Annotated in this window: 13 protein-coding genes; 8 read left to right on the top strand and 5 right to left on the bottom strand. The window is 71.7% G+C overall.

Annotation, left to right across the window (positions count from 1 at the left end; genetic code table 11):
- Positions 1-117 precede the first annotated feature (117 nt).
- Entirely contained in the window at positions 118-1,101 is a 984-nt protein-coding gene (locus tag BLU20_RS02965) for a DUF4190 domain-containing protein (RefSeq protein ID WP_157270266.1), read from the bottom strand.
- 183 nt (positions 1,102-1,284) lie between these two features.
- Here BLU20_RS02965 and BLU20_RS14015 point away from each other — a divergent pair, with 183 nt between their 5' ends.
- Both BLU20_RS14015 and BLU20_RS02955 read left to right on the top strand, forming a co-directional pair.
- Positions 1,285-2,127, top strand: coding sequence for a DsbA family protein (locus BLU20_RS14015; protein ID WP_083371531.1), 843 nt, complete (start codon positions 1,285-1,287; stop codon positions 2,125-2,127).
- A gap of 1 nt (position 2,128) precedes the next feature.
- On the top strand, positions 2,129-3,031 hold the full coding sequence (locus tag BLU20_RS02955) for a cytochrome c biogenesis CcdA family protein (protein WP_083371530.1): 903 nt from the start codon (positions 2,129-2,131) through the stop codon (positions 3,029-3,031).
- On the opposite strand, the gene BLU20_RS02950 is transcribed toward BLU20_RS02955, so the two are convergent.
- Complete coding sequence (locus BLU20_RS02950; RefSeq protein ID WP_083371529.1) at positions 2,987-4,636, bottom strand: NERD domain-containing protein; 1,650 nt, start codon at positions 4,634-4,636, stop codon at positions 2,987-2,989. The two genes, BLU20_RS02955 and BLU20_RS02950, sit on opposite strands and share 45 nt — an antisense overlap.
- Positions 4,637-4,722: 86 nt before the next feature.
- On the opposite strand from BLU20_RS02950, the gene BLU20_RS02945 reads away from it, so the two are divergent.
- The 5 genes from BLU20_RS02945 (at position 4,723) to BLU20_RS02925 (ending at position 7,847) form a co-directional block, all read left to right on the top strand.
- A complete protein-coding gene (locus BLU20_RS02945) occupies positions 4,723-5,442 on the top strand; it encodes a hypothetical protein (protein WP_157270264.1) in 720 nt (239 codons plus the stop codon).
- A complete protein-coding gene (locus tag BLU20_RS02940; RefSeq protein WP_083371527.1) occupies positions 5,439-5,993 on the top strand; it encodes an NUDIX hydrolase in 555 nt (184 codons plus the stop codon). The genes BLU20_RS02945 and BLU20_RS02940 overlap by 4 nt, the downstream gene beginning before the upstream one ends.
- A gap of 87 nt (positions 5,994-6,080) precedes the next feature.
- Complete coding sequence (locus tag BLU20_RS02935; protein WP_083371526.1) at positions 6,081-6,329, top strand: hypothetical protein; 249 nt, start codon at positions 6,081-6,083, stop codon at positions 6,327-6,329.
- 28 nt (positions 6,330-6,357) lie between these two features.
- Positions 6,358-7,434 carry an ADP-ribosylglycohydrolase family protein gene (locus tag BLU20_RS02930; RefSeq protein WP_083371525.1) on the top strand — a complete coding sequence of 359 codons (1,077 nt, stop codon included), beginning with the start codon at positions 6,358-6,360 and terminating at the stop codon, positions 7,432-7,434.
- Positions 7,431-7,847 carry a YchJ family protein gene (locus BLU20_RS02925; RefSeq protein ID WP_083371524.1) on the top strand — a complete coding sequence of 139 codons (417 nt, stop codon included), beginning with the start codon at positions 7,431-7,433 and terminating at the stop codon, positions 7,845-7,847. The genes BLU20_RS02930 and BLU20_RS02925 overlap by 4 nt, the downstream gene beginning before the upstream one ends.
- A gap of 150 nt (positions 7,848-7,997) precedes the next feature.
- On the opposite strand, the gene BLU20_RS02920 is transcribed toward BLU20_RS02925, so the two are convergent.
- Both BLU20_RS02920 and BLU20_RS14010 read right to left on the bottom strand, forming a co-directional pair.
- Positions 7,998-9,278, bottom strand: a complete 1,281-nt coding sequence (locus tag BLU20_RS02920; protein WP_083371523.1) for a DUF2254 domain-containing protein — start codon at positions 9,276-9,278, stop codon at positions 7,998-8,000.
- Positions 9,279-9,395: 117 nt separating this feature from the next.
- Positions 9,396-10,430: an LPXTG cell wall anchor domain-containing protein gene (locus BLU20_RS14010; RefSeq protein WP_083371522.1), complete on the bottom strand. Its 1,035-nt coding sequence runs from the start codon at positions 10,428-10,430 to the stop codon at positions 9,396-9,398.
- 221 nt (positions 10,431-10,651) lie between these two features.
- On the opposite strand from BLU20_RS14010, the gene BLU20_RS02910 reads away from it, so the two are divergent.
- Positions 10,652-11,689 carry a threonine aldolase family protein gene (locus BLU20_RS02910; RefSeq protein ID WP_083371521.1) on the top strand — a complete coding sequence of 346 codons (1,038 nt, stop codon included), beginning with the start codon at positions 10,652-10,654 and terminating at the stop codon, positions 11,687-11,689.
- 11 nt (positions 11,690-11,700) lie between these two features.
- Here the strand turns inward: BLU20_RS02910 and BLU20_RS02905 are convergent, their stop codons facing one another.
- The gene (locus BLU20_RS02905; RefSeq protein ID WP_083371520.1) at positions 11,701-14,724 is read right to left on the bottom strand and encodes a DUF5979 domain-containing protein; all 3,024 of its coding nucleotides are present in this window, start codon (positions 14,722-14,724) and stop codon (positions 11,701-11,703) included.
- Positions 14,725-14,832: the final 108 nt, after the last annotated feature.

Genomic DNA, 14,832 nt, shown 5'->3' with positions numbered 1-14,832 from the left:
GCCACATCAACGGTTCGGTGCCGCGGGCCGATCGGATGGGTCCGGATCGGAACTTCTTTCCGAGACGACGGATGCCGCCCTCCCTGACGGGAAGGCGGCATCCGGTGCGGTACGACGTCAGCTGACGAAGATCGCGGTGTCGTACGCGTAGTCCGGGCTGATCTCGATCTGGAGGTCGTCCGGGTTCTCGACCGCGAACGCGTTCGAGAACGTGTGCGACTTGCCGGGCAGGATGGTGCCCGACCCACGGCCGTCGATCCCGTCGTCGTAGATCTTGACGGCCTCGCGTCCGTCCGAGATGACGTTCGTGAGGATGTACGAGCCGTCGAGGTTTTCGTTGGTCCCGTTCGTCACCGTGACGTCGAAGACGATCGGCTCGCCGCCCTCGTCGGACTGGTAGGCGTAGTCGCCGGGCGTGTAGGCCTCCGGGGTGCTGACCGAGACCTCGAGCCCGTCGGTGTAGATGAAGACCTCCTCGAAGCCGGCGACCTCGCTCACCGCGTCGGCGGGATCTGCGGGCAGTGCGGCATCGTCCGCGTGCAGCTCGCTGGACACGGCGTCGTCCTGTGCGGCGTCGAGCTGCTCCGAGAGCACCGTATCCAGGTCCGCGAGCTCGCTGTTCTGCGCGTCGACCTGCGCCGTGATCGCCGAGCCGACGAGGATGTTCATCCCGACGGCAACGGCGATCGCGACGCCCGAGAGCGCGATCCCCACGATCGCGAGGACCTTCCCACCGAACTTCACCAGCGCGAGGATCCCGAAGACGACGCCGGCCAGTGCGATCACGATCGACACGATGTTCACGAACGGGATCCAGCAGCCCAGGAACGCGGCGATCCCGAGGGCGAGCGCCGTGATGGCGAAACCGTTCTTCTCCGAGTTCGGCTTCGCGGCAACGGGGCCGCCGTAGGGCGCCTGGTTGAAGGGAGGGGGCGACGGCGGCCCGCCGTACTGCGGACCCTGGACCTCGGGGGCCTTCGACGGTTCGGCCTGGGCCACGGGCGTCGCGTACGGGCTGCTGTCCGTCGGCGCGGTCGGCGCCGGGTGGCCCCCACCACTGGATGGATTTGGAGGCGTCGGGGCGTCGTAGGGCGTCGACATGGATGTCCTTAGGGGCAGTACGGGTAGGTGTCGGGTCACCACCCAACCAGCAGCGCTCCGGACGCTTCGCCGAATGCCCGGGTTATCCACAGGCGAGTTTCAGAATCACCCTCGACCTGCACACACGTACCGATTTCTCGCGTAGCGTTCCCCTCACCACCCCTTCGTCCTCCGGAGCAGCACATGTCGTCGCCCGCACCCACCCCGGCGCCCGAGTCGTCGCCCGACCGACCCGCGGGCACGACGACGCAGCGCCGCCGCATCCCGGGCGTCGCCTGGGCCGTGATCGCGGTCATCGTGGGCCTGCTCGCGCTCGTGCTCGCGGCGCAGTTCCTCGAGGGGGACGACGCGTTGGCCGACACCGCCGTGGAGACCACGGACTCCGGCGAGACCGCCGCCACCCCGGAAGGGACGACGTCGGACGCCGAGGACGGCGCCGCAGCCACCGCCGCCGAGGGACCGCGCGAGGGTGAGCTCCCCATCGTGCGCCGCGACGCCGACGACCCGATGGCGATCGGATCGGTCGACGCGCCGGTCGTCCTCGTCGAGTGGATCGACTACCGCTGCCCATTCTGCGCCGTCTACTCGACCGAGATCCTGCCGACCATCGAGGACGAGTACGTCGCGAGCGGGCAGGTCCGCATCGAGATCAACGACGTGTCGTTCTTCGGCGACGAGTCCGAGGACGCCGCCGTCGCGGCCCGTGCGGCGGGCGAGCAGGGCAAGTACCTCGAGTACATGACCGTCGTCTTCGACAACGCCCCCAGCAGCGGGCACCCGGACATGCCGGCCGAGAAGCTGATCGCGTTCGCCGAGGACGCGGGCGTGCCGGACATCGAGCAGTTCACCGCCGACCTCGACCGCGAGGACCTGCACGCCGCCGTCCAGGAGTCGACCGCCACCGCCCAGCAGCTCGGCGTCAGCGCCGTGCCGTTCTTCGCGATCGGGACCGAGTCGATCTCCGGGGCCCAGCCCGTCGACGTCTTCCGCCAGTTCATCGACGCCCGCCTCCCCGAGGCGTCCTGACGTGGACCTCGGGCTCCTCGGGGCGTTCCTCGGCGGCGTCCTGACACTGCTGAGCCCGTGCTCCGTGATGCTCCTACCCGCGTTCTTCTCCTACGCGTTCACCGACCCGCGCACCATCGTCGAGCGCACCGGGGTGTTCTACCTCGGCCTGATCACCACGCTGGTGCCCCTCGGCGTCCTCGCCGGGTCGCTCGGGGCGCTGGTGAACCGTTACCGGACCGACGTCGTCACCGTTGCCTCCGTCGTCGTGATACTCCTGGGGCTGCTGATGCTGCTCGGGGTCCAGGTGCCGGGGTTGCGGCGCGGGGTCTCGACAGGCTCGACCACCGGAGTCGGGGTCTCGACAGGCTCGACCGGCGCGGCAGGCGCGACCGGCGCCAACACCTCGACGTTCGCGGTCTACGCGCTCGGCACCGTCTACGGGCTCGCGGGTGTCTGCGCGGGCCCGCTGCTCGGTGCGGCTCTCACGTTCGCGGCCCTCGGCGGGAGCGCCCTGTACGGCGGCGTCGTGCTGCTGGTGTTCGCCGCAGGGATGGCGCTGCCGCTCCTGCTGCTCGCCCTGCTGTGGGGCCGGCTGCCGTTCGTCCGCCGGCTGGTGCGACCGCGGGAGATCTCGGTCGGCCCGTGGCGCAACACGTGGACGGGCGTGGTCGGCGGGGTCCTGACGATCGCCGTCGGGGTGCTGCTGCTGCTCACCGAGGGCACGGCGACGCTCGGCGGCGTGCTGGGTGCGCCCCAGCAGTTCCGGCTCGAGAGCTGGGTGATGGAGACGACCGGGTCCGTGCCCGACGTCGCGGTGATCGTCGTGGTCGCGGTCCTCGCCGCGGGGGCGTGGTGGCTCCTGCGACGGCGACGCCGGCTACGCGCCGGCCAGGCGTCGTCGGACGCCCTCTCCTCCGACTGACTCCACGAGGTCCCGCGGCCCCACCAGGACGAGCAGCGAGCGGGCGCGCGACATGCCCGTGTAGAGGATCTGGCGCGCCCGGTCCATGTCGCGGATCCCGTTGACCGCAAGCACGACGACCGGCCGCTCCAGGCCCTTGAACCCGAGCACGTGCCCGTAGAAGACGTCCTCGGCGGCGAAGAACTGGTCCCAGTACGACTCGTACCCGCCGACCTCGACCTCGTTGACCTGGGCCGGGTGCCGGCGCCCGGTCGCGAGGAGCGCGATCTGCCCGGGCTCCCAGTGGTCCTCGAGCAGCAGGTCGATGCACGTGTCGGCGGTCGCGATCGCCTGCTCCGCGGGCACGTCGACCATGCGCACGGGCGGGCCGTCGAGCCCGCGTGGCCGGACCAGGCGGTCCGACATCGAGGAGAAGGTCTGGGCGATCTGCTTGGTGGAGCGCAGGTTCTCGAGCAGCGGGAACGGCGGCAGGTTGATCGGGGCCTCGCCGTCGCGCGGGAAGACGCGCTGGGCCTCGTCCATGAAGACGAAGACGCCGCCGCCGTCCGGGTCACGCAGGCACCGCAGGAGCGAGGGCCACCAGAGGTTGCCGAAGTCCTGCGCCTCGTCCACGACGACGGAGTCGAACTTCTCCTCCGGCGTCCGGGCGTCCGCGAGCTCACCCAGGGCAAGGGGGAGCTGGCGCTCCCAGTAGTCGGGGTCGTCGTCGGCGCCGCCCTCGGCACCCCACTCGACGGGCAGGTCGTGGAACAGGCCGACGAAGGCCGGTCGCTCGCGACGCGGCCAGGTGTCGACCGTGCGCTGGAGGTACCGACCGAGCCCGCGGGAGTAGCACAGGAGCGCGACGCGCTCGCCGGCGCGGACCAGCCGCCGCGCCTTCTCGAGCGCCAGCCACGTCTTGCCGCTGCCGGCGCCGCCCACGATGCACGTGCGGCGCTGCTGCTCGAGCACGTCCAGGATCGTCGCCTGCTCGCTCGTGAGCTGGTCGGCGTGGCTGGCGTGCATCGCGGCGGCGACCAAATGCTCCACCTGGCTGGGGAAGCCCCGGGCGAGGTGCTCGACGAGCAGCTCCGCGTCCGCCGGTGGCAGCCCGCTGTGCCCGTGCCCGTGCTGCTCGATCGCCTTCTTCACGCGTGCGACGACGGCCGCACCGTTGTCGACCTCGGTGCGGTCGACGAGCATCGCCCGCGGCAGGTCGAGCGTGCCCCACGTGTCCGGGACGGCGACGTGCGGGAACGCGACCAGGTGCACCGTCCGCAGGTCCGCGACGTCGAACCCGGCCTCCCAAAGACCGTCCGTCAGCAGGTGCCGTGCGCGCTGGATCTGCCCGACCGGGTCGATGCGCCGTTCGGCGCCCCCGCCCGACTGGATCCACTCGCCGTCGCGTCGCGTGACGTGCCCGCCCTTGACCTCGATCACCGCGATCCCGACCTCGGGCCAGGCGACGACCAGGTCGATCTCACCCTCGTCGTCGTCGATCTGGAGGGGGACGTGGGCGAACAGCAGGACGTCGTCCGGCAGGTTCTCCTTCAGTGCTCGCCAGACCGCGAGCTCCGCACCGTTGTCGTGCGGGAACTTGGGTGCGGGCGGGTACAGGCGAGCCATGTGTCATGTGTACCGGATCCGACAGACGTCGGTGATCTCCCGCGCCCGCACGCGGCACTGTCGGGCGGATCGGCTACGGTCGCGGTATGCCGCTGCACCCTGATGCCATCGCCGTCGCCGCCCCGCGCGGGCCTGCGGTCCCGCCGACAGTGGGTGGCGCTCCCGGGTCCGTCGTGGGCCTGCCGGGGGCGACGCTCGTACCGCTGTGGCACGGCGACGGACGGTACACCGTGCACCCGTTCGCCACGCCCGACGACGCCGCCCGTCTCGCCGAGGTCATGGGCCGCGGGAGGCTGCCCCGCCACGTGCTGCCCGACGGCGCGGTGCGCGAGATCGTCGGGGTGCGGACCGACGACGCGGGGACGGAACTCCTGCTCTCCGAGGTGGGGGACGACGTCGTCCGGCTGGGCCCCGCGTTGGAGGAACCGCCGTCGGACGTCAACTGGCCCGAGTACGTCTCGCTGATGACCGCCGTGCTGCGCGACCGACTCCCTCGCGGCGAGCGCATCGTGCTCACCTACGGCGGGTGGGCGGGGATCGACCCACGCACGTACGTCGCCGCCGCGCAGGAGACTGCCGAGGGTGTGCCGGCGCTGACGGTGCAGGCCGTCCCCGCCCCACCGGCCAAGGACGAGACCTGGGCGAAGATCCGGATCCGACGGCTCCGGCTGGGCGTGGCCCAGGCACCCTGGGACGACGACTCCCCCGAGGGCGCCGCCGCGCTGATGCTCGCCGCGATCTCGCAGTGGTCCGCGCCGTGGACCGCCGCGATCACCGTCCTGCCCGTGGCCGGAGACCCGGCATGACACGGGCCGCGGCGTTCCACGCCGACCTGCGCGCGTGGGAGCCCCGGTCGCCCGAGCAGGCGGCGCTCCGCGACCGCTACCTCGACTTCCTCGACATTCACGGCGAGGACTCCCTGCGCCGCGACGGCGGGCCCGAGCACGTCACCGGGTCGTGCTTCGTCCTGACCCCCGATCTCACCCACGTGCTGCTCTGCTACCACCGCAAGGGACAGTTCTGGGTCCAGGTCGGCGGGCACGTCGAGGCCGACGACGCGAGCGTCGCCGACGGCGCGCTCCGGGAGGCCCGCGAGGAGAGCGGGCTCGACGTCGCCGCGTGGCGGACCCGGCCCGCCGACCTTCACCGGCACGAGCTCGGCAGTGCGTTCGGGCGGTGTACTGCGCACTGGGACGTCGGGTATGTTTCGTTCGCCCCACGCGACATGGTTCCGGCCGTGAGCGACGAGTCGGACGACGTCGCGTGGTTCGCCGTCGACGACCTGCCGGCCGAAGTCCCGCCCGACTTCCCGCAGCGTCTCGCGACGGTGCTCGACGAGGTCAGGCCGCACCTCTGAGCAGGACTGCTCGCGCGGTGGACGGTGTGTTCAACTCCGGCAGGAGACACTACGGTTCGGGGTACGGAACGCGAAGAAGGAGCGGGTGTGGCAGACGCGCACGAGGGACCTGAGGGCGACACGCCGTCGGCGAGCACCGACGACCGCTGGGCGAGCGACGTCGCCGACGCCATCGCCGGCAAGACCGTGGCCAAGGCCGAGGCCGACTTGCCCGCCGAGAAGATGGACCGGCTCGTCCAGATCCTCGGACGCGTCGTCGACGGCCTCGACACGTTCGACCTCGAGGCCGCAGAGCTCGACGCCGAGGCACGCATCGAGGCCGACCCGGCGCGCTGAGCCCTCCCCCGATCACTAGGCTGACGGCATGAGCTCCCCGGCAGACCGACGCAGTTCCCACCCCGCCGATCTCGACGACGCCGCCCTGCTGGCCCGAGCCGCCGGCGTCCTGCTGACACAAGCCTGCGGGGACGCCCTGGGCGTGCCGTACGAGTTCGCGATGCCACCGGCCAAGGACGAGATGCCCGTGATGCGCGGCGGGGGCCTCGGCCCGTACGAGCCCGGCGAGTGGTCGGACGACACCCAGATGGCGATCTGCATCGCGCGCGTCACCGCCCACGGACCCGGCGGGCACTGCCTCGTCGACACCGAGGGCGAGGCGCGCGGGGAGGCCCTCGACGAGATCGCCGAGGCGTTCGAGGCATGGCGGAACGGCGGCGCGAGCGACATCGGCACCCAGACCGCCACCGTTCTCCGCGACGCCGCGCACCTCGACGGGCCCGCCCACCGCCGTCTCACCACCGCCGCCCGCGCCCTGCACGGTGTGACCGGCAAGACCGCCGGGAACGGCGCACTCATGCGCACCGGCATCGTCGGACTCGTGGCCCTCGACGACCGCACCGCCACCGCCCGCGCGACCCGCGCCGTCGCGCACCTCACGCACGCCGACGTGCTCGCCGCCGAGTCCTGCGTGCTCTGGGGCGAGGCGATCCGCGTCGCGGTGACCGAAGAACGCCTCGACGTCCGCGCCGGCCTCGACCTGCTGCCCGCCGAACGCGCCGACATGTGGTCGGCATGGATCCACGACGCCGAGCAGGACGAGCCCACCGCCGAGCTCCGGCAGAACGGGTTCACCGTCACCGCCCTCCTCGCCGCCTGGCACGCCGTCCACACCACGCGCGACGCCGAGCACCACCTCGTCGAAGCGCTCGCCGCCGCCGTCCGAATCGGTGGCGACACCGACACGGTCGCCGCCATCGCCGGGCAGCTCCTCGGGGCGTACTACGGCGCATCGAGGGTTCCCGCCGACTGGCGAGCCGCGGTCCACGGATGGCCCGGCATGCGCGCCGACGACCTCGTGGACCTGGCCGTCCGCACGGCCCGGCACGGGCTCGAGCGCGGACCGGCGGACGGGTCCGGGTACGCGCCGGAGTCCGACGCATGACCGCGAGCGCCCCGGTGGCGACCGACGCCCGCTGCCCGTGCTGCTCGGGCGACCTCTACGGGCTGTGCTGCGGTCCCGCGCACTCCGGGACGAGGCCGGCCCCGACGGCCGAGGCCCTGATGCGGTCACGCTTCAGCGCCTTCGCGGTCGGCGACGCCGACTATCTGCGCGCCTCCTGGCACGTCAGCACCCGTCCGGCAGAGCTGGACCTCGACCCGGATCTCGAGTGGTGGCGCCTCGACATCCTCGGCACGACGGCGGGCGGCCCGTTCGACGACGCGGGCACCGTCGAGTTCGTGGCCCACTATCGCGACCCTGCCGTCGCCGGGCGGGAGGGCCGGGGGAAGATGCAGGAGCTGAGCCGGTTCGTCCGCGAAGGTGGGCGCTGGTACTACGTCGACGCAGCGGGTTGAGCCCGACCGCCGCGGGTTGAGCCTTTCGAAACCCGGTCTCGACAAGCTCGACCACCGGGGGTGAGCCTGACGACCGCGGGTTGAGCCTGTCGAAACCCGGTCTCGACCAGCTCGACCTCCGCGGGTTGAGCTCGACCGACAGAGGTCGAGCTAGACGACCGCGAGCTTCGCGCTCACGGCGTCGAGCCGAGCCCGCACGGGTTGCGCGTCGGCGTCGAGCGGCTCGGTCGCGTCGTAGGCACCCCGCAGCTCGCGCACCTGCTCGCTGAGCACCGACCGCACCGTGACCCGCTCGGCGCAGTCCTCCATGCGCTCCACGAGCCCGATCGCGGCGTGCAGCGCGACCGGCGAGCCGAGCGCGTAGGTGCGCACGGCCACGAGCACGTCGTCGATCAGCAGCTCGACGCCCGGCCACGGCATCACGACGCGGAGCTCGCCCTCGTCGTCGAGGCATCCCCGGGCGACCGGCGCCGCCTGCACGGCACGGCACAGGCCGGCGGCGAGTCCGTCGAAGGCGCTCGCGGCGGTGTACGGGTCGTTGGTCCCGGGCGAGAGCGCCCGGACCGCCATCTCGGTCAACTGCTGCACCGCGAAGCGGACGTCCTGCGTCGGGGTCCGCGCCGAGCCCAGGGTGACGGCCCCGCGGACGGCGGAGTCGACGTCGTCGTCGGCCACTCCGACCACGCGGGCCAACGGCTCGCCTGCGACGTGGTCGCCCGGTCCGGCCAGGACCGTGACCACCGAGTCGGCGCTCTTCGCCGCACGCCGGAGCGCCGCGACGTCGACGTACTGCACGTACCCGGCGCCGTCCGACTCGACGACGCGGCCGTCCTCGGCAGACGGGACGGCGGCTCCGCGACCTTCGGTGTCCTCGTAGACCTGCCCGACGACGCGCACCAGCTCGTTGCGGACCGACGTCTGCAGCGTCGTGACCTGCACGCTGAGCGCGATGTGGTGGATGAAGAAGACGAGGAACGCCACGTTGAGCACGGCGAGGATCACCGCGACGTGGACGGCGACGGTGGGGACGAAGGCGCTGTCGCCATCCTGCTGGTCTCGCACGGAGAGCAGCACCACGAGCGAGTACAGGAACGTGGAGGTGAAGACGGCGAGCACCAGCTGGTTGGCGCGGTCGGCCATGAAGTTGCGGACGAGTCGCGGCCCGTACGCCGAGGACGTCGTGGCCATCACGGAGATGGTGATGGAGAACGACGTCGCGGCGACTGTCAGCACGGAGCCGGCGATCGCGGTCAGGATCGCCCGGCCCCCGCTGGCGCTGAGCTGGTCGAGCAGCGGGAGGTCCGTGAGGCCCTTCGAGACGAGGAGCCGGTCGAACGCGACGAGCAGCTGCGCGAGGACCATCGCGCTGACGCCGAGCGCGGTCGGCAAGAACCAGAACGACTCCCGGGCGCTCGCCCACCGTGCCCTCATCGCAGATCACCTGTCATGCGGCAACGGTACCCACCCGCGGCGTTCCTGCCCCATCGCCGAGGTCGACCCTGCCGCGCGAGGTAGTGCCTGGCAGGGTCGACGTCGGCGGCTATGGGTCTACCTCGCGGAGCGGGTGGTCGACGCGCTCACCCGACGACGCAGCGCGAGCAGGGCGCCACCGGCCGCGACGAGCCCGCCGGCGACCAACGCCATCACGGCGGCGTCGGCACCCGTCTTCGCCAGTGCGCGCGGCTCGGCCGGTGCGGGCACGGCGGCGTCGAGCACGGCGGGTGCGGCAGGTGCGGCGCTCGGCGTCGTCACGACGTCGGCCACCTCCTCTGGCAGTTCGCCACCGAGACCGTCAAGCATCAGGATCGCGCCGTCGTCGGCGACCGGCAGGTCCCCCGTGCACGTCTCGTCGGTGAACTGGTAGGCGAAGACCGCGAAGTCCTCCTCTGCCTCGACAAGGAACTCGTCCGGTTCGTAGACCTCGTAGAGCCCGTCGACATCGCTCACGGTGCCCTCCGGGGTCAGCACCAGGAGCTCCGAGTACCCGTCGGCCTTCGAGGCCAGCAGGTACTCGAAGGTGTCGACGTCCTCCTCCTGGAAGCCGACGTACCAGGCGTCCGCACCGTAGCCGCACGGGTCGTCCACCCAGACGAGCGGGATCGGCGCATAGGCGACGTCGTCCTCGGTGGGCAGAGCCTCGGCCTCGTCTTCGCCCAGGTCCTCGTCGGTCATCTCTTCGCCAGACCCGGCGTCGCCGTCGCTCCCCGCGGAACCGTCGCCCGACCCGTCGTCGGAGCCGGCCGCGTCCCCGTCCCCGTCCCCGGACCCGTCGTCTTCGCCGCCGACCGTCTCCTCCTCGCCTGCGACCGCACCGGTCTCGTCGGTGGCGGCGGGCGTCCCCGTCTCGCCGTGCGACGTCTCGCCGACGAGCGGTGCGGACTCCGCGTCGCCCGCGGCGGGTTCCTCGACTCCCGGAGTCCCCGGGGCCGCGTCACCGGCGTCGTCGCCGGTGTCGTCGGAGCCGTCATCCGTCGAGGTCGTCCTCGACTCGACGGGTGCGTCCTCCGCGGCCGCGGCCAGCGGGGCTGAGAGCACGAGTGCCCCGGCGACGACGCTCGAGGCAAGAATGCGTGATGTCTTCATCGTGATCCGTTCACGGCACACCACACGGCGCACCGAGGAGTGAAAGGGGCCTGAGCCCGGACAACGAGCCGCGACGGTTGCCGCGCTCTGGAGCCTCGTCGATCAGTCGATCTCTGCGCGCCTGAGCGAATAGTAGGGCAGAACCCGCCCCCGCGGAACACCCTGGTCGCGGCACGATGTCGCGCGATGTCGCGCGCATTCCCGCGACCTAGACTCACCGGATGACACACTCGTTCGCCTCCGACAACACCGCGCCCGTCCACCCGGAGATCCTCGCCGCGCTGGCGGCCGTGAACGAGGGACACTCGCCCGCGTACGGCAGTGATCCGACGACGGCGGCCCTGGCCGAGCGCGTCGCCGCAACCTTCGAGCGCGGGGCGCGGACCGTCGTCGTGCCGACCGGGACGGGGGCCAACATCCTCGCGCTGAACGCGGCGGCACCGTACGGCGGTGGTGTCGTCGTGGCCGACGTCGCACACGTCGTCGCCGACGAGGCGGGCGCCCCGGCCCGGCACGGCCTCACCGTGCTGACGTGTCCGACGGTGGACGGCCGCCTCACGCCGGACGCGATCACCCGCTGGGCCCGGGACACCGGCAACATCCACCACGCACAACCCGTGGTCGTCTCCATCACCCAGGCCACCGAGCTCGGGACGGTCTACTCCCCCGACGACGTCGCGCGGCTCGTCGAGTCCGCGCACGCGGCCGGGATGCTCGTCCACATGGACGGCGCACGGATCGCCAACGCGGCCGTGCACCTGGGGGTCGGTCTGCGCGAGGCGGTGGGCGACGTCGACCTCCTCAGCCTCGGCGGCACCAAGAACGGCGGGATGGGGGCCGAGGCCGTCGTGACGTTCAGCGACGACCTCGCCTCCGCCGTCCGACACCTGCACAAGCCGAACCTGCAGCTGGCCTCGAAGCAGCGCTACCTCTCGGCGCAGCTCCTGGCACTGCTCGACGGCGACGCTCCCCTCTGGGAGCGGTGCGCGACGTCGGCGAACGCCCGCGCCGCCGAGATCGCCGCGGGCCTCGCGACGCCCGAGACGGCAGCCACCGGCGTCGCGGTGGTCGCGCCGGTCGAGGCGAACCTGCTGTTCGTCCGGATGCCGCAGGCGGCGGCCGACCGTGTGGCGCGCGAGCACCAGGCGTTCGGCACCCCGCACGACGACGGCACCGCCACCGTGCGCATCGTCTGCTCGTGGGACACCACCCCGGCAGACGCCTCAGCCCTCCTCGCGACGATCCGCGAGGAGGGCTGAGGTCAGGCTGGTCAGGAGTGGCGACGTCGCAGGACGACGATCCCCACACCGATCAGCACGAGCAGCGCCGCGACCGCCAGCGTCCCGATGACCGCGCTACCCGTGACGGCGAGGCCGCCGGGGCCCTCGGTCACGTCGGTCGTCGGCTCCGGGGACGGAACCGTCGTCGGACCTGTCGTCGGCTCCGGCGACGGAACCGTCGTCGGCAGCACCTCTGGCTCGAACGGGGTGAGCGTGTTGGTCACCGTCACCACCGGCAGCACCTCGGTGTCGACGATCGTGACCGGCGCCGACACCGTCGGCTCCCGCCACTCGCCCCAGGCCGACGGGGACAGCGCGTCCTCGGTCACCGCGCACTCGGCACCGACCGGCAGCTCCTCCGACACCGTCACCGTCTCGCCGGCCTGCAGCTCCCAGGTACCCGAACCGACGGACGAGCCGTCGAGCACGCACTCCCAGTCACCGGTGTAGGTGAGGTCTTCGGTCAGGAGGCCCGTCTGGTCGTCCAGCACCTTGGTGATCGCGAAGTGACCCGTGACCGGCTCCGGAGTCGGCGTCGGCGTCGGCGTGGTTCCGGTGAACGTGTTCGTCACCGTCACGTTCGCCAGGCCGTCCGTGCCATCCGTGACCGTCAGCGGTGAACCCGAGATCGCCGGAGCGTCCCACGTGCCACCCTCGACCTCGGCGGGAGCATCCTCCTCGACCGTGCACTCGGCACCGACTGGAAGATCCTCAGCCACCGTCACCGTCTCGCCGGCTGCTACCGACCAGACACCCGAATCGACCACACCGCCGTCAGCCGTGCACTCGAACGTGCCCGTGAACTCGGTCCCGACCGGAACCACCCCACCCTCGTCGTTCAGGGTCTTCGTGATCTCAAAACCACCCACGACCGGGGCAGGGGTCTCGACGAACGTGTTGGTCACCGAGACGCGCGCGACGTCGCTGCCGCTCTCGCCGATCACGACGGGAGAGCCGACGATGGTCGGCGCGATCCAGGTGCCGCCCTCGACTGCCGGGGCCGCGTCCTCGGTCAGCTCGCACTCGGTGCCGTAGGGCAGGTCCGTGGCGACGACGGCCGTTCCGGAACCGTCGACCTCCCACGTGCCCGCGGCGATCTCCGTGCCGTCGAACGTGCAGAGGTAGTCACCGGAGTACGTCGTGTCGGCCGGGACGAGCCCGGAGTCCGCGTCGTCGACGATCTTGAGGACACTCAGCTGACCGAGGTTCTGCTCGAACGTGTTCGCGACGGTCACCGTCGTGAGCTCGGTCGTGTCGCTGAGCGTGACCGACTCCGGCGAGATCACGGGCTCGGCCCATGTCCCGTCGGCCGTGCCGTCCGTGAAGTTCTCCTCGACGGTGCAGGTCGCGCTGAGCGGCAGCCCGTCGGCGACCGTGACACTCTCGCCCGCCGCGAGGGTCCACTCGCCGTCACCGACCGGTGCGTCGTTGAGCTCGCACGCCCACGTGCCGGTGAAGGTCTTGTCCGCGGCGATCGAGCCGTACTCGTCGTCGACCGTCTTGGTGATCGAGAACCCGGTGGACTCCTCGACCGTGGTCGGCACGAACGTGTTGGTCACGACGACACCGACCGCCGTCGTCCCGTCCGTGACGACGAACGGCTGCTCGGGCGTGACGACCGGGGCCTCCCACGACCCACCGTCGACCGGCGGGGCGGTGTTCTCCTCGACGGCGCAGGTGCTGCCGACCGGGATCTCCACGTCCGGGGTGACGGACTCACCGTCGGTCAGCTCCCAGGTGCCGCTCGCCGAGACCTCGCCGTCGAGCGTGCACTCCCAGGTGCCGGTGAAGACGGTGTCTGCCGGGACCGTGCCGCTCGGGTCCTCGACGACCTTGGTGAGCGTGATCCCGCCGGTGCAGCCCCAGCCCGTACCGTCGTCGAACGGGAATGCGTGGATCTCGGTGCCGCTCCCGGCCTGGACCAGGTCACCGCCGACGTACAGGCGACCGTTGAGGCCCGGCATCGACGTGGTCACGGTCCCCGATGTCGAGGGCACGACGACGGAGCCGACGAACTGTGCGGAACCCTCGAGGTTCAGGGTGTCCGCGTTCTCGAAGTTCCAGAGCGTGTCCGTGGCCCACTGGCCGATCGAGCTGAAGTCGAGGGGTGCGCCGTCGCCGAAGAACGAGTTGACGTTGACCGTCGTCGTCCCGCTGTCGGGCCCGATCACGTTGATCACGATCGTCGCATCAGGGTTCACGTCGACGAAGGCGATCGTCGCCGCCGTGCTGGCCGTGCCGAGAGCCTCCGGAGTCTTGTTGAGGTCGATCTCGAAGACCTGGCGGTCGGTGGTGTCCGCGCCGGTGCCCGTGAGGGTGGTCGTGCCCCACTCGCTCGAGACCGTTCCCGTGGGCTCGAGGGCGGCGTAGGCCGTCGAGGTGTCGAGGGCCGTCGAGCCGAAGCTCTCGAACGGGACGAGCGCCGCGTCGTGACCCATGCCCTCCTGCACGAGTGCCCCGGCGGTCTGGACGTTCCCGGTGTCCCACGGCGCGTCAGCCGGCGTGGGGGTGATCGTCCCGCCGACGTTGACTCCGCCACCGACGGTGTGGTGGCCGATGCCCACGTGGATGACGTTGGTGCCGACCGTCGTCAGGTCCCCGCCGACGTGCAGCATGGTCGAGCCAGGGGGCGGAGGCACCTGCGAACCGACGCCGACGACACCGATGTTGAAGAGGCCGTCGGGGTCACGGTCGAAGGTCGCGTTCCCGTTGACGACCACGACGCCCTCGGTCTCGGCCGCGCCCTCGGTCGTGTACCAGTCCCCGCCGACGTAGACGTTCACGTTCGAGTCGAACCCCGCCGGGCCGCCGTTCCCGATGTCCGGGGGCACTTCCGGGCAGTACGCGGCGCTCGAGAAGGTCTCGGGGGCCGTCGAGAGCGTCGAAGCGACCGGGGACGTCTGCGCGGCTGTCGCCGGCATCGCCGTCGCCACCGTGCTCGTCGCCGCCACCAGGGCCAACGCCGAGGCGGAGGCCCATCGCGCCCGCAGCCGTACCGTCCGAGACCTGTTCATCTGTGCTGTTCCTGATCCGTCGCAACCACCCTCAAACTTCGAGGCCACGACGATTGTGGGACCGAACTGGACGTGCGTTCAAGTTTCTCGTACGCACTGCGAACTAAA

The sequence above is a fragment of the Paraoerskovia marina genome, assembly GCF_900105445.1.
GTDB lineage: Bacteria > Actinomycetota > Actinomycetes > Actinomycetales > Cellulomonadaceae > Paraoerskovia > Paraoerskovia marina.
Note: the sequence above shows the minus strand (reverse complement) of the source record. Positions and strands in the feature narration are given on the sequence as shown.

Coding starts and splice junctions, on each gene's coding strand:
- BLU20_RS02965 (WP_157270266.1), bottom strand. CDS start 1,101: ATGTCGACGCCCTACGACGCCCCGACGCCTCCAAATCCATCCAGTGGT.
- BLU20_RS14015 (WP_083371531.1), top strand. CDS start 1,285: ATGTCGTCGCCCGCACCCACCCCGGCGCCCGAGTCGTCGCCCGACCGA.
- BLU20_RS02950 (WP_083371529.1), bottom strand. CDS start 4,636: ATGGCTCGCCTGTACCCGCCCGCACCCAAGTTCCCGCACGACAACGGT.
- BLU20_RS02945 (WP_157270264.1), top strand. CDS start 4,723: ATGCCGCTGCACCCTGATGCCATCGCCGTCGCCGCCCCGCGCGGGCCT.
- BLU20_RS02940 (WP_083371527.1), top strand. CDS start 5,439: ATGACACGGGCCGCGGCGTTCCACGCCGACCTGCGCGCGTGGGAGCCC.
- BLU20_RS02930 (WP_083371525.1), top strand. CDS start 6,358: ATGAGCTCCCCGGCAGACCGACGCAGTTCCCACCCCGCCGATCTCGAC.
- BLU20_RS02925 (WP_083371524.1), top strand. CDS start 7,431: ATGACCGCGAGCGCCCCGGTGGCGACCGACGCCCGCTGCCCGTGCTGC.
- BLU20_RS02920 (WP_083371523.1), bottom strand. CDS start 9,278: ATGAGGGCACGGTGGGCGAGCGCCCGGGAGTCGTTCTGGTTCTTGCCG.
- BLU20_RS14010 (WP_083371522.1), bottom strand. CDS start 10,430: ATGAAGACATCACGCATTCTTGCCTCGAGCGTCGTCGCCGGGGCACTC.
- BLU20_RS02910 (WP_083371521.1), top strand. CDS start 10,652: ATGACACACTCGTTCGCCTCCGACAACACCGCGCCCGTCCACCCGGAG.
- BLU20_RS02905 (WP_083371520.1), bottom strand. CDS start 14,724: ATGAACAGGTCTCGGACGGTACGGCTGCGGGCGCGATGGGCCTCCGCC.